The following is a 14,408-nucleotide window of genomic DNA, read 5'->3' on the forward strand; positions in this document are numbered from 1 at the left end:
TGCCTTAAGGTTCAATCATTTTCTCTACTCAGCCAACTTAAATGACCAATTTATCTACAGACTCACACTATTGCCGCCTCTCCCCGGATAAATCTGACTAAATACCCTATCCTGAGGCTAATTTTCATTCAATGGCGCTTTATCTCGCTGAATGTTCATGATTTTGCTCACAAGATATTGCAGAATAGAAGAAACGTGTTTACGAGGAACCCCACGACATGGAACAAGCGATCCGCGCAGAGATGCGAGTACTACCAACAATCGACCCTGCTTTTGAAGCACAACGCCGTATCAACTTCATAAAGAAGCGTCTTATTGATTCAAGAACGCGTTCATTGGTGCTGGGGATTAGTGGTGGTGTTGATTCTTCGACTTGTGGGCGTCTTGCACAGTTGGCAGTAGATCAATTAAACCAAGAAACAGGCACCGAAGATTACCAATTCATCGCTGTTCGCCTACCTTATGGTGTTCAAAAAGACGAAGATGAGGCACAACTCGCGTTGAGTTTTATCGCTCCATCACATTCCGTTAGTGTAAACATCAAAGACGGCGTTGATGGCATCCATTCCGCTACCTTAAGCGCATTAGAAGGCACAGGACTAACGCCGACAGATAGCGCTAAACTTGATTTCGTCAAAGGCAATGTCAAAGCGCGTGCTCGTATGGTTGCTCAATATGAGATCGCTGGATTGGTCGGTGGACTGGTATTAGGTACTGACCATTCGGCAGAAAATATTACTGGGTTTTATACAAAGTTTGGCGATGGTGCCTGCGATCTTGCCCCACTCTTTGGTTTGAGCAAACGCCAAGTTCGTCAACTCGCTGATCACTTAGGCGCTCCTGAAATACTTGTTGTTAAAACACCGACCGCCGACTTAGAAGAGCTTGATCCTCAGAAAGCGGACGAGGATGCTTTGGAACTGACATATGATGAAATCGACGATTTCTTAGAGGGTAAACCTGTATCTGATCGCGTAACAAATAGATTGGTACACATCTACACGGTCACTCAGCATAAACGCCAGCCAATCCCCACTATTTATGATGACGAGTAAGTCATCGTAGACACTATAAGTGTTATGGCTATAAACAATAAACGCGCCCTGATGGCGCGTTTATTCATTCGATCTTCTTACGCTCTTATTGCTCAATAACGACCAATCTTATCACCCACTTCGATTAACATATCGAGTTCCCACCAAATCATTTCACATAACCCATATCGATATGTCGCTTTACGAAAGTCGGCATGTTCAGATTGATACATCGCATATTTACCTCGATGAAAAAGGCGACAAGCTTTCACGTTAGCTAACCTATCACAGGCCTTTACTATGAGTGCCAAACGGGCTGAACCTTCAGTTTCATCCAGCTGAATCAATCTCTGGTGAAGCTGCTTTTTCTTGGTTTTCCGATCGCCCTGCAATGGATCGGTAACGTAACTGACCGATAAAGCAATGGATTCTCCGAAGTCATGCACCAGCTCATCAACACTGGTTGTTGTGTCTTCGAGTACATCATGCAGTTGAGCAACGATCATCGCATCTATGCCAAAGGGCTGTGCCAGTCGCTCAACATCATCAAGATGAACATAATAGGGGAATTCGCCATATCTTTGTCCTTCATGGCGGGCTCTTGCGAAAGATTTAGCTAGCAACAAACGGTTGTTCAAAGCGATACCTAAAACGTTAATTATGAGCAGTTAATCACCTGATAATATCTAAGTGATTTTAACCTTCATAGATTAACGCTAGGAACAAAAAAGAAAACGGCCAATTATAGGCCGCTTTCACATTAATCATCTTTTTTTGATGCTTCGCGTTCACGAATTTCATTTGCCACTTTCATAATGGCTTCACCGCTACTCATGCCTTGCGCCATCAGTGCGTGAATTCGATCTGCTGCGACTTGCTGCTCTGCATGCGTCAATGTTGGCATACTACTCATACGCGACCCCAAATTCTTACGTTAAGAAGTCGCGTATTCTACTGCCCACTCTCGTCAATGTCACCTTAGAAGGTGAAAGATAACTGAGCGGAGCCACCGTAACTGTTGTTATCACTAAACTGGGCGGCCAAATCGAAGTGAACGGTATTGAATGGTGATAAGCCCAACCCCATCGTCAACGTTCCGTCCAGTGTATCTTCAAGGTCTTCAATGTAGCCACCTCGAACTTGCGCCCATCCCCAAGCATCAAACTCTGCGCCTAATCGAATAAGTTGGGTATTGTCTTTTATCGCAGGCCCACTGGTTGCAGAAAATCGTTTCTGCTCATTCAAATCGATATCAACAGCTACCGTAAGAAGATGAGTCACAAATGCCCCACCGACTGTATACAAAGGACCAATGGTATACGTGTAATCTCGAGTGTAAACAACAGTCTTAATATCTTTTTCAATCAGATTCTTAGCAGCGAAGCCTAAACGAAATGGCCCACTTTGCCACGCTGCACCCAGATCTATATTAAATGCACTTTCTTCTGTGCGGTTGGCGTCAGAGTCCCAATCATCCACGTCAAAATTGTCGACTGCCACTTCATAATGATAGGTGTAGTATTTCTGTGATTTAGGCGTCACGCCGAGTGCTATTCGTTGCCCAGCAAATTCAATGTTACCCGCCAGCGCCAAACCTACATCGACCACACCAAAAGCAAGTACGCGACCTTTAGAGTCGAGGTTGTAGTCGACACCTGGTATTTGAGAGTTGTCATTAATATTCGTCACATCGGAAGCTTCAACCTCCGGCATTACTATTGCTTCGGTATAACCTTTCACAAAGAAGTTACCCGAAATAGTTGAAGTAGGAACGGCAATTGCTCCACCAAAACCACCACTCAAATACGCCAGCTTATTTTCCAAGTTGCCGAGAGCATTAGCCGCTGCGGTTCGATTATCAGAGTTAGTAGGGTCATTTTCAAACTGATCAAACACACCGCCAAAGTCTTCAAGCCCATCAACCAATTCATCAGGATCTCGGTACTGAATACCTATCACCGGTAGCAATATGCCAAATGCTGCATCAGGCTCCAATGCCACCAATGCTGGGTTATGAAAACCCGCAGTTAAATAACTAGAAGCAGCGGTGCCCGCTCCTCCCATTGCATCTATTCGTGTATCAATACTGTAGTTTGCTGCAAAGGACGATGCAGACACCAAAGCCAAACTTGCCGCGACTAAGCTTTTCTTCATAACCCTGAATTCCATGTCTAAGTGCCAATGAAATGGAGACTCACATCCGCGCTTTCACACGTTATCTCTCTGTTTACTTACTAAAATAATGATAGACGACTGAATGACTCGTAATGAAGACAAGTAGTAAAGATGTGACACTACTCATTAGCATGAGAGAGATTGGAGGAGGTTTTAGAAGGAAAACAGCACTATTGGGGTCTGTTTACTTATTTTTCTGGGTTCTCTATTGATAAATCATTTAGATCAACATCTGGCAAATCAATGGCTCTAGCGATGCGTTGTACATCTTCAAATAAAATCGCACCTTGCCACCTTCTTTCGATCAGCGCGATGGAAAACCAATACTGCCCATTTGGTACATCGATAATAGGTAACGATGTTGGAAGGTTTTTGTCTTTTTCTTCAGACCATATTGGCGCTTCATCCACATCAGATTGCTGATACAAGTTCATTGATAGAAAAGGTCGAGGACAAGTGCTTTTCAAGTCGGTAGTTGGAGCTATACGCCAGCTTCGGCTGTCCATCCAACTGATTTTTTGTGTCGCATCGGGCTCACCAATCAATACCCAAGAGGACCAACTTTCACCTTCGTTTGAGGTTAACTCAAGCTTGTAAAGTCCAGCGTGAACGATGCCCGAAACCGTATCAAAATCGAGTTTGAATTGATTTCCATCGTCTCCCCTCAATTCGGAAAGAATCAGCGACTTGTCAGGCCACTCAGCAAAAGACAGTTTGGATATACCCGTTTGGGAACTGCCATAAACAGAGAATTGGTAATAAACTCGGTTTGGCGTTTGCACGGTTTCTCGTCGTATGACAATGCTTTGCAACCAGTTTGGCAGCGAAAGGCTGCTTAAGCTTCTTCCGCAATCCTCGCTGATGGCCAAAGACAATAGCTCAGTGAGATGATCATGCTCAGTTTTTGTCTTGTCTTGTTGCCAAGCTTCAACCATTGCATCAAAACTCTGAGCGGTGTTTCCTTCCAATAAACGTTGGTGAGCCGATGTCAATGCATCAGTGCCATTGAACCAAGCCGCCAACGTATATGTTGGCAGTAACATAGCTATCGTCAAAGTTATGGATTGAAGCACCGCTCGAGTCATCAGTGGCTTTTCATCCTGTAACCAACGCCTCTCAGTGTTTCAATTTCAATCTCAGGGAGCTTTTGACGTAGTTGAAGGACATGGGTATCCACCGTGCGCGTGGTTGGGTAGTGGTTGTAACCCCAGACTTGATCCAACAGTTCGTCGCGGGTAAACACGCGACCTGCGTTTCTCGCTAAAAAGGCGAGAAGATCAAACTCCGTACGTGTCAGTATGACTTCGCTTTCACAGTAAATAACGCCACGAGTGGCCAAGTTAATTCGTAGAGAACTCACCACAATGTCATCGGCGTCCTGCTCTTCCTCAGACGCAGGCTTACGCAAGTGAACGCGAACGCGCGCGAGCAATTCCGCTTCGGCGAATGGTTTAGTCATATAATCTGTCGCGCCAGAATCAAGACCACCAACACGATCACGAACAGACACCATCGCTGTCAGCATGATAACTGGTACATCTTTGATCTTCTTCCAGTTAGGAAGCCACGTCATCGAGTCCCCGTCTGGTAACTGTCTGTCTAACACCACTAGATCTGCATCAGCCCACAATGCTTCTACTTTACTCGCTCTATCGGCGTATAAGCATTTGTATCCGTTTTGCTCTAGGCTGGCTAAAAGGCCATCTGCCAAGTTTGCGTCATCCTCAACGAGCAATAGAGTCGTTTGGGTCACAAGGTATCTCCAAAATAAATGTGGTTGGAGGACCAACAAGTATCAACTTGCCCCCCATCCTTTCAATCATTGATTCAACGATTGTCAGACCAAGCCCTAAGCCTTGAGCACTGACAAACGGTTTACGAATCGTCTTCCAATCTTTTCCGGTCAACTTTCCCTGATCTTGAACTTGGATCTTTAGTAAACCGTTGTTAATTTCGGCAACCACCTTAACAGGTGCAATACCATATTTCTTTGCGTTGCTTATAAGGTTGTCTAGCGACGTCGTCAACCAATAAATGTTAACCGCAATTGCACCATCTTCTTTGACAAGCAATTCAACGTCACGTTCTTCACAAAGGTAGCCAAGCCACTCTGCAAGCGATGGTATTTCCTCTCTCACCAACTGCTGTTGGTTTGATTGCAAGTAATCCTTGCTCGCCTCGGCCAATTGCTTCAAGCGCATTGAGTCTTCACACAAACGGCGGAATTCGTCATACAAAGGTTCTGGAAGGCTATCGAACTTACGGCGGAAACCTTCCACTGTCATCGATAAGCTAGCAATAGGTGTACGCAGTTCATGCGTGAGGATTTGAAGTACCAACATGCGTTCTTGCATCAACCGACGCTGAACCGTCCATCGGTTAAATACCCAAACGGCAATCCAAAATAGGTTAATGACTGCCAGCGCAAATACCAATTGCGACCAATAAGACGGGGCCTGCTCTTGGTTCCAACAAACATTGCCAATTCGGGATAAGCAGTAACCGTTGTCGCTCGTCGGTGAGGCGACTAGATCATGTTGCTCAAGAAGCGGAAGCCATACTTCTGAACCATAGACCTGATACTGCCCACCCGTTCTCACCCAGAGTTCTTCTCCAGACAATATTGATTCCGCACCACCATTAAGCGCCATGATACCTGACTCTGGCATTCGTTGAAGTCTACCGAGTAACCTATCTGGCGGCGCTAATAAGCGCTCTTGAATATGGAAAAACCTCAGCAACTCATCTCTACGCTCTGGGAATTTATCGACATATTTGTTTGCGTAGCTCCCTCCACCAGGATGGATGAGATTTGAGCGAGAAAACCATACAGGCGGCAATCGGGTGTTGAAACATAGCGCACGAGTGAACACTAAAGGATCGGTTACCAAGGGGCTGACAGGCCATGCACCTTTACACTTCTCGGACGACTGATAAAGCCTTTTTAGGTCTTTCAACGGATAGTGAGCTGATTGTGGTAGCAAGCTATCTGGGACAAGCAGTGGTTTCGGATATTCACTGTGTATGGAATTTAGCGCATACGTCGCCATAGGCGGCTCAGATAAGAGTGACAACCTAAAAGCACTGAGCTGTTCAGAGAATGAGCCATTCGCCAATACCTGAGGACTGACTAAGGCTAAAATGATAAGAAAAAACGTACGCATGGCGAGAGAATATCATCAAAATATGACTAATTGTCAGTACTTTGTCAGAGTGTCACAAAATAAGAAAAGGCCAGCAAAGCTGGCCTTAATAAGGATTCAACAACAAAGTTTGTGTGTCAAAATCAAATCGCTTTGGCGATAGCCTCAACGCTTTCTTTCGCATCACCAAACAGCATCGCTGTGTTCTCTTTAAAGAACAATGGGTTTTGAACACCCGCATAACCTGTGTTCATTGAGCGTTTGAATACGATTACGTTTTTCGCATTCCACACTTCAAGAACCGGCATACCTGCGATTGGGCTATTAGGATCTTCCATTGCCGCAGGGTTCACTGTGTCGTTCGCACCGATGACCAATACCGTATCTGTTTCAGGGAAATCCTCATTGATTTCATCCATCTCCAACACGATGTCATAAGGTACTTTCGCTTCAGCCAATAACACGTTCATATGGCCTGGAAGACGTCCTGCGACAGGGTGAATACCAAAACGAACATTGATACCCTTCGCGCGAAGCTTGGCAGTGATGTCATGTACAGGGTATTGAGCTTGAGCTACCGCCATACCGTATCCCGGTGTGATAATCACTGAACGAGAGTCTTTCAACATTTCCGCGACTTCTTCTGCCGAAATCTCTCTGTGCTCGCCATATTCAACGTCGGTCGCAGTAGAAACTGTCTGACCGAAGCCACCAGCGATAACGCTGATGAAAGAACGGTTCATGGCTTTACACATGATATAAGAAAGAATCGCACCCGAAGAACCAACCAATGCGCCCGTGACGATCAGAAGGTCGTTTGCCAACATGAAACCTGCTGCTGCCGCTGCCCAACCTGAGTAAGAGTTCAGCATTGAAACCACAACCGGCATATCCGCACCGCCAATCGACGCAACCAAGTGGTAGCCGAACGCGAACGCGATTAAGGTCATGATAATCAGAGCAAACAGACTGCCATCAGACTTCACAAAATAGAACATCAACAGCGTCGATACCACGATCGCGGCTAGATTCAATTTATGTTTGTGCGGAAGGTTTAGTGCCGAAGAAGAAATAATTCCGCGAAGCTTACCAAAGGCAACAATAGAACCCGTGAAGGTTACCGCACCAATGAAGACGCCAAGGAACACTTCCACCATATGGATAACGTGCTCAGTGTGCGCAAATTCGCCGCTGTATTCTGGCGGTGCCAGAAAGCTATTGAAACCAACGAGAACCGCTGCCATACCTACGAAGCTGTGAAGCACAGCAACGAGTTCTGGCATTTCAGTCATTTCAACTTTCTTGGCGTAGTAAATACCGATGGCACCACCAATGATCATCGCAATGATAATCCAAGTTATGCCTTGTGAGTATGGGCCAAAGATGGTTGCGATCAAAGCAATCGTCATACCCGCGATACCGTAATAGTTACCGGCTCTCGCTGACTCTTGCTTGGACAATCCAGCCAAACTCAAGATAAAAAATAGTGCAGCAACAATATATGCCGCTTGTGCTAGTCCTGCAGACATTCCTTGCTACTCCTATTAATCTTTACGGAACATTTCAAGCATGCGCTTGGTGACGGTGAATCCGCCAAAAATGTTGATGCTTGCAATGAGAACCGCAATAAATGCGAGGAAAGAAACCACACCATTGCCTTGACCGATTTGAAGTAACGCACCCACAACAATGATGCCGGAGATTGCGTTGGTCACAGACATCAGTGGTGTATGCAGAGCATGGGTGACATTCCAAACAACGTAGTAGCCAACAACACAAGCAAGTACAAATACGGTGAAATGCGACAAAAATGCTGGTGGCGCGACAGATGCAACCCAACCAAATGCACCGAGTGCAGCCACTAAGCCAACCAGTTTTTTGACTGGAGATGTCGGCTCATCCACTTTCACTGCTTTTTCCGCTGGTGCAGCTTCAACTTTCGCCTGAGGTTGAGCAGATACTTGAATCGGTGGTGCAGGCCAAGTAATTTCGCCTTCCTTAACAACGGTTACACCGCGAAGCACGACGTCTTCGAAATCAATATCAATGTTACCGTCTTTCTCTTTGCACAGAAGCTTCATCAGGTTGACAAGGTTTGTGCCGTAAAGTTGGGAAGACTGAGTGGGTAGACGGCTGACCATATCGGTATAACCGACGATTTTCACGCCGTTTTCAGTGACAACAACTTTATCTGCTTCGGTATATTCGCAGTTACCACCGTTTGCTGCAGCGAGATCGACAATCACGCTACCAGCACTCATTGAATCCACCATTTCTTTAGTGATCAGTTTCGGTGCTGGTCTGCCAGGAATAAGCGCTGTAGTAATGATGATGTCTACATCTTTCGCTTGTTCTGCATATAGTTCGGCGGCTTTACGATTGAAGTCATCTGACATTTCCTTCGCATAACCATCGCCGCTGCCAGCTTGTTCTTCGAAAGCAACTTCAAGGAACTGGGCACCCATACTTTCCACTTGTTCTTTCACTTCAGGGCGAACATCGAAAGCACGAACGATAGCRCCAAGGCTGCCTGCTGCGCCAATAGCAGCTAGACCCGCAACACCAGCACCGGCAACAAATACTTTTGCTGGTGGTACTTTACCTGCAGCGGTAATTTGCCCCGTGAAGAAACGACCAAACTCGTGGGCGGCCTCTACAACAGCACGATAACCGGCGATGTTAGCCATTGAACTCAACGCATCTAAAGCTTGTGCCCGAGAGATACGTGGCACTGCATCCATTGCAAGAACGTTGATTTTCTTTGAGGTGAGTTGCTGCATCAGTTCTTCATTCTGGGCTGGCCAGATGAAGCTAACAAGGGTGGCCCCTTCTTTGATACGTGCTATTTCGTCAACACTGTCATCTGCATTTTTCACAGGCGCGTTAACTTTAAAGATGATGTCTGATTGCCAAACTGTATCGGAATCAGTCACTGTTGCTCCTGCCTGCTCGAAAGCAGCGTTGTCAAAACTTGCTAGTAAACCAGCATTGTTTTCTACAACAACCTCGAAGCCCATTTTAATCAACTGCTCAACCGTTTTTGGGGTGGCAGCCACTCGCGTTTCGTGCGCAAGTATTTCTTTTGGAACACCAATTTGCATAGTAAGTCCCTGACTATTGGCAATGTAAGTGATTTGTTTGTAACGAACTGAAAAGGCTTAATCAAGCGATTTGTAGTAAAAATACAAAATAAATCATTAGCAAGCGTAAAACAGATTAAATCTTAATGACTTTTAGTAATAAAATAACGTTATTTATTTGTGGACAGAGGTCATACCTCCGCAGCAACGCTAATGTTAAACTACTGATTAAATGTAAATTTGGCTACGAACTCTCATGATCAAATGAACCATTCGGCCTGAATACGAACACTTGGTGTACTTTTTTACCTGAAGTGACGCAATTTGCGTTGATCTCGGTCACTTAGCTAAACATTCTTTCGCCCATTTGATCGATAAATAGTTGAGACTTTTTGATCATAAGGTCAGTTGCACCCGCTTCGCTTGGTAGCAGGTCAGATCGAATAAAATTGTGTGTTTTGATCTCACCGTCGAGTTCTTTGCTAATACGACCACAGATTCTGAACTGACCGCCTTCAGATCTAGGCTCTGGATAGATTAAAAATCCCTTATACTCAGTCGGTTCAACTTGCTTACTTGTTTTTTCATTGTCACCAAACAGCCAGCTAAATAATCCCATTTAGTACTTCTCTTATTATTTACGGTATGACAAACATACTGACGAAGTGAGGCAATCTTGTCTAATGATTTCAGGACATAAGATGGATGTGAAATGACGGTGTCTATGGCGGAGTATAAGTCGGGGATTCCACCAGTGATTTAGCCAAGACAGAATAACCGTTGGCTATGAAAATCACTGTATCTATAAACAAAAAACGCCGGTTCATCACCAGCGTTTTATCAACCGAACTGAATATCTTAAAAAGTTGCAGTGAAAATTAACGGATTAGCCCGATATCGCGCTTAATGTGCTCTGGCAATTCATTAGTTGAACGAATCGCTTTGTTAACATCGTGTTTGCGCAGTACGTCCTTCGCATGGGCAATCAATCCTTTGAAAGTAACCGCATAGTTTTTTTGCACTTTTTCAACAGAAGTCATGGCCGGGCCAAAATCTACAAACTGCGTCATTATTGCCTCACTATGTGATTGTCTTTTCGAAACAAATAGTAATCAGGAATTGGTCATTTATGAAATGACATTATTTGCCAACTCGAATTAGTTTTACTAATGAATACGATTACTTACATCTGTACAGATAGCAGTATATAAAGGGATTAGGCTTTCTAGTGCTAATTAAACCATCCAGCTACGGATTAACTAATTTTATTTATCATTGCATTTTCATTCTGATAACATCCCTCTTTAACAACAACTCCGAGACTATTGTGCTCACATTCCTTAGTAAACACTCATCACTTCTGCTTTTGACGGCGGCACTCGTTGGTTTTGCGCTACCTACCTACTCTGCGGCGTCATTGCCCTACCTTCCTTATGTATTGTTTACTTTGATGCTATTTACACTAATAGGTATCGACCAACGCTCTCTGGTTAAAGCGCTTTTCAATCTCTCTGCGTGGGGGTATTCACTGATTCACGGGGGCGTTACCACGCTGGTCGTCTCTAGTGCTGCGATAGCATTTGGCGCTAGCACCGAACTGCTCTTGGCCGTGACGGCCGTTTGTGCCACGGGTAGTCTGTTTGCGACACCAGCGATTGTTCGCTCAATGGGATTCGAACCATTAACTGCCATGGCTTTCACGATAACCAGTACCTTGATGATGCCCGTCATCCTCTACGTTAATCTTGCGATATTCAGTGGAGACGAATTCTCGCTTGATTTACAAAGCTACTGTTTGAGGATGGTTGTTTTCATCTTTGGTCCAATGGCAACGGCGTACTTCATTCACAAGAACGTTTCACGAAGCCACCTAACTCGTATCCACGGCAAACTCGCTCAGTTCACCATCATATTGGTGTTTAGTTTTCCATTTGGTCTATCTGGACAATTTCGCTTTCTTTGGAACAATGACCGGGATTTTGCCATCAGCATGTTACTTTTGGCATTGGGCATTTGTGTCTTGTTTTTTATTATTGGTTTGGCGTTTTACTGGCGTATGGGGAAAGAGCAGGCTTATGTGGCTGCGATTACGTCGGGGAATAGAAATGTGTTGCTGACCTACTCTGTCGCTGGTGCTTTTCTGGGGCCGCTGTATTTACCCCTTATTGGCGCACTACAACTTCCCATATATTTACAACCCATAGTGGTCAAGTTTTTACTTAAGCAAACAACATCCAAAACGTGCAACTTAGAAGGAAAGTAGCTCAGGCTAACAGTGAATGACTGTTATCCACTTCAGTGACCATGCACGGTTGATACTAGCCAGATATTACGTGATATATCCTGCGATAACGCGATGTCTGGCGTGGTGAGAGCAAGACGCCATCAACCACTGACTACTGGCACAAAATAGACTAACGATAGCCATGCACTTATCCAAAAAGCGATCAATCCAAAGTCTAGCCAATCACGTTTCTCTATCATGATGTCATTCCTTTTTGTTGTATCTCTGCCTTAGTCCTTATATCGACAACTCAGTGATTTACTTGAATGAATTGTGAGCATAAGTATTGAGTCCTTCGCATTAAGTTTCTGCGCCTTCATTTCATAGACGGCAAAAACTCGCCATGTTTCCCAAACTATGCAATTTTTAGGCACATTTGTGATTTATATCAAAACAACCTGAAGATGCAGGATTCAAATGGATGCGAGCAGAACATAGCGGCGTGGATAGCCGCTAAGTCAACTGAATAGATGGTAGGTTATTCTGATGTACAAGCCGGACAGGGAACATAGCTCGCGCAAGTGGTAGGCATAATGACAAGAGATTCTTGCGTTCTCGCATACTCTATAAAACTTTCTGACAAGGTGACGTCAATTGAATACGGAGGTTCTGCGAGATGTTTCAACGAATCATAACCCTCTTTGCCTTGTGAGGTATAAGCGGATGAAACGACGGAATAGATGCTTCCAGGTTCAATAGGTAGCCACGTGCCTTTTTCATCGCGATATTCAAGCAGTGTCAGTCGTGAACCTTTCGGTTTCTCGCACTCATAGCGATACTTGAGCCCCGCCGTGTAAGGAAAACTTCCATCACCAGTGCCTTCAACATTGTTATTTGTTGCATTATCGATAGCACCTTCGAGTGCTTGCATCACTTGAAGTCCAGTCGGCTTATACAACATAAGATCAATAGCAAATGGTAATAGACGCCCTGCCACCTCCGCAGCCGTAAGTTTACCTTGCTCTAAACTAACACGCACTCCACCAGCATTGTGAATGGCAAAATCTACCTGATGCCCCCGGTTTCGAGCCGCATGCAGAAAGCCTTCACACACTAGAGGTGCAATTTCGCTCCCGCCTTTCTCATCAGGAACCCGAATATGGCGCAAACGCGCAGGCAATTTAGTGACAACGTCACTTTTTAGTTTTTCAACCGCCGGCTTATAGCGCTCATTCAGTACGGATTTGATAGTTTCATCACCACGGCAATGAAGTACATTCGCTTGCTGGGCTAAATACTCTTTCGCTTGTGTAAAAGCTTCGGCAGGTAGACTCTGATCCCAAGACGCATCCATCGATAAACTGCGACCAAGCATCAGATAGTTACTGCCACTGTATTCTGACACTTTGCCTTGCGCATCTAACGTGACGTGCAACTTGCCCAGAGCAAATGCATGACAGCCCGCTTGAACCACCAGCGTATTCTGAATTAACCGCCCGTATGGCCCCATGTCTCCTAAGCCAAGGTTACTAAAATCCCCTTGCAGCACATGACTATGCCCACCGACAATAACAGAAAGCCCGTCAACTTCTTCGGCCATTTTTAGGTCTTGTTCATATCCAAGATGACTCAGTAATATGATGTGATTCGTCCCAAGATGTTCCTTGATATGTGCGACGGTATCGAGAATGGTCTGTTTCGCATTCACAAATGGCGTATCCGCATCAGGCATGGCAATATCGGCCATCTTGTCGAGAGCAACACTGAACAGGGCAACGTGTTGATCACCAAATTGCTTCAACATCACGCTAGCAATTTTGTGTAATGGATCAAAAGGAAGCAACTGGCGCTTTCCCTTCACAGGACAAAGCTTTTGATCACATTCATTGCTGACATCCCAATTTCCGGCAAGTAACGGGAAATTGATTTGGTCGAGAAAGCGCGACACGGAAGCATTGCCAAGATCTAGCTCGTGGTTGCCTAAAGCCATTGCATCCGGGCGAAGTAAATTGAGCATTGTGGCATTGGCTTCGCCTTTAAATAGGCTGTAATACAAGGTGCCTTGAAAACAATCCCCTGCATGAAGAAACAAGAAACCATCGGTTGTTAACTTAGCTTCTTCTTTAAATGCTTTAACAACTGAAGAAATACGAGCGAATCCGCCAACATTCGCGTAGATACGCTCATCGAGACCGGGTATTGCCAGTGACATAGGCGTGGGTTCGAAATGGGAGTGAGTATCATTGATGTGCGCGATAGCAAGCGTTATGGGCGTGAAGTTAGGCATGATTTCCTTTATGCATTTCACAAAACAAGAGTGTATCAAACTCTGAGTCTAGAGAACACACATCACAGTTTTGTTGCAATCGCTTGGCACTGCGCAGGTACTGCCAAAAGACCGTATCTATCCAGCATGCTGACGATGCAGAGTTCCAAGCCTTCCATTGCGGTCAATTTAAGTTAGCGTGAGCGACGTTTTTAAGGGAATTGAGGGTAACTAAAAGCAATAAATGAGAAGAATTTTAGGGACCCACCCAGCAACAGGCTGATCATTGCAGCATACCACCACTTCATTTCTTCACTGGAAAGGCTTTGAATATTAAAGAGAACAACATTTAGGCGATGCCACTTATGCGTTCGATAAGCATATTGAAAAGCACAACGCACCAGCATCACTAATCCTGTGACTAACAGAACTGTTTCAACCGCGTGTGCAATTACTGGGAGCAAACCATGTACCTAAACGTTTTCT

At 45.0% G+C, this 14,408-nt stretch carries 13 protein-coding genes; 2 read left to right on the forward strand and 11 right to left on the reverse strand.

Features of this window, described 5'->3' with window-relative positions; all coding sequences use genetic code 11:
* Positions 1-218: 218 nt before the first annotated feature.
* On the forward strand, positions 219-1,055 hold the full coding sequence (gene nadE / locus L4D06_RS08770) for an NAD(+) synthase (RefSeq protein ID WP_429738885.1): 837 nt from the start codon (positions 219-221) through the stop codon (positions 1,053-1,055).
* 92 nt (positions 1,056-1,147) lie between these two features.
* Here the strand turns inward: nadE and L4D06_RS08775 are convergent, their stop codons facing one another.
* From L4D06_RS08775 to L4D06_RS08820, 10 genes are all read right to left on the reverse strand, one after another.
* Positions 1,148-1,672, reverse strand: coding sequence for a phosphohydrolase (locus L4D06_RS08775; protein WP_274163185.1), 525 nt, complete (start codon positions 1,670-1,672; stop codon positions 1,148-1,150).
* Between the two features lie 122 nt (positions 1,673-1,794).
* Complete coding sequence (locus L4D06_RS08780) at positions 1,795-1,947, reverse strand: YoaH family protein (protein WP_274163186.1); 153 nt, start codon at positions 1,945-1,947, stop codon at positions 1,795-1,797.
* 65 nt (positions 1,948-2,012) lie between these two features.
* Complete coding sequence (locus L4D06_RS08785; protein ID WP_429738888.1) at positions 2,013-3,188, reverse strand: conjugal transfer protein TraF; 1,176 nt, start codon at positions 3,186-3,188, stop codon at positions 2,013-2,015.
* A 209-nt stretch (positions 3,189-3,397) separates the two neighbouring features.
* Positions 3,398-4,252 (reverse strand): DUF2861 family protein, encoded by an 855-nt coding sequence (locus L4D06_RS08790; protein ID WP_274163188.1) that lies wholly within the window; start codon positions 4,250-4,252, stop codon positions 3,398-3,400.
* 41 nt (positions 4,253-4,293) lie between these two features.
* Complete coding sequence (locus tag L4D06_RS08795) at positions 4,294-4,962, reverse strand: response regulator transcription factor (RefSeq protein WP_274163189.1); 669 nt, start codon at positions 4,960-4,962, stop codon at positions 4,294-4,296.
* Entirely contained in the window at positions 4,934-6,373 is a 1,440-nt protein-coding gene (locus L4D06_RS08800) for an ATP-binding protein (RefSeq protein WP_429738891.1), read from the reverse strand. Before L4D06_RS08800 ends, L4D06_RS08795 begins: the two co-directional genes overlap by 29 nt.
* 122 nt (positions 6,374-6,495) lie before the next feature.
* Positions 6,496-7,881: a Re/Si-specific NAD(P)(+) transhydrogenase subunit beta gene (pntB, locus tag L4D06_RS08805; protein ID WP_274163191.1), complete on the reverse strand. Its 1,386-nt coding sequence runs from the start codon at positions 7,879-7,881 to the stop codon at positions 6,496-6,498.
* Positions 7,882-7,896: 15 nt separating this feature from the next.
* Positions 7,897-9,453: a Re/Si-specific NAD(P)(+) transhydrogenase subunit alpha gene (gene pntA / locus L4D06_RS08810; protein ID WP_429738893.1), complete on the reverse strand. Its 1,557-nt coding sequence runs from the start codon at positions 9,451-9,453 to the stop codon at positions 7,897-7,899.
* A 322-nt stretch (positions 9,454-9,775) separates the two neighbouring features.
* Positions 9,776-10,051 (reverse strand): HlyU family transcriptional regulator, encoded by a 276-nt coding sequence (locus L4D06_RS08815; protein WP_274163193.1) that lies wholly within the window; start codon positions 10,049-10,051, stop codon positions 9,776-9,778.
* A gap of 259 nt (positions 10,052-10,310) precedes the next feature.
* Complete coding sequence (locus tag L4D06_RS08820; RefSeq protein WP_429738895.1) at positions 10,311-10,502, reverse strand: hypothetical protein; 192 nt, start codon at positions 10,500-10,502, stop codon at positions 10,311-10,313.
* A 257-nt stretch (positions 10,503-10,759) separates the two neighbouring features.
* Between L4D06_RS08820 and L4D06_RS08825 the strand changes: the two genes are divergently transcribed.
* A complete protein-coding gene (locus L4D06_RS08825; RefSeq protein ID WP_429738897.1) occupies positions 10,760-11,695 on the forward strand; it encodes a hypothetical protein in 936 nt (311 codons plus the stop codon).
* A 499-nt stretch (positions 11,696-12,194) separates the two neighbouring features.
* Here the strand turns inward: L4D06_RS08825 and L4D06_RS08830 are convergent, their stop codons facing one another.
* The gene (locus L4D06_RS08830; RefSeq protein WP_429738899.1) at positions 12,195-13,943 is read right to left on the reverse strand and encodes a bifunctional metallophosphatase/5'-nucleotidase; all 1,749 of its coding nucleotides are present in this window, start codon (positions 13,941-13,943) and stop codon (positions 12,195-12,197) included.
* Positions 13,944-14,408 lie beyond the last annotated feature (465 nt).

It is taken from the genome of Enterovibrio makurazakiensis (assembly GCF_050336585.1).
Taxonomy (GTDB): domain Bacteria; phylum Pseudomonadota; class Gammaproteobacteria; order Enterobacterales; family Vibrionaceae; genus Enterovibrio; species Enterovibrio gelatinilyticus.

Coding starts and splice junctions, on each gene's coding strand:
- nadE (WP_429738885.1), top strand. CDS start 219: ATGGAACAAGCGATCCGCGCAGAGATGCGAGTACTACCAACAATCGAC.
- L4D06_RS08780 (WP_274163186.1), bottom strand. CDS start 1,947: ATGAGTAGTATGCCAACATTGACGCATGCAGAGCAGCAAGTCGCAGCA.
- L4D06_RS08785 (WP_429738888.1), bottom strand. CDS start 3,188: ATGAAGAAAAGCTTAGTCGCGGCAAGTTTGGCTTTGGTGTCTGCATCG.
- L4D06_RS08790 (WP_274163188.1), bottom strand. CDS start 4,252: ATGTTACTGCCAACATATACGTTGGCGGCTTGGTTCAATGGCACTGAT.
- L4D06_RS08800 (WP_429738891.1), bottom strand. CDS start 6,373: ATGCGTACGTTTTTTCTTATCATTTTAGCCTTAGTCAGTCCTCAGGTA.
- pntB (WP_274163191.1), bottom strand. CDS start 7,881: ATGTCTGCAGGACTAGCACAAGCGGCATATATTGTTGCTGCACTATTT.
- L4D06_RS08815 (WP_274163193.1), bottom strand. CDS start 10,051: ATGGGATTATTTAGCTGGCTGTTTGGTGACAATGAAAAAACAAGTAAG.
- L4D06_RS08820 (WP_429738895.1), bottom strand. CDS start 10,502: ATGACGCAGTTTGTAGATTTTGGCCCGGCCATGACTTCTGTTGAAAAA.
- L4D06_RS08830 (WP_429738899.1), bottom strand. CDS start 13,943: ATGCCTAACTTCACGCCCATAACGCTTGCTATCGCGCACATCAATGAT.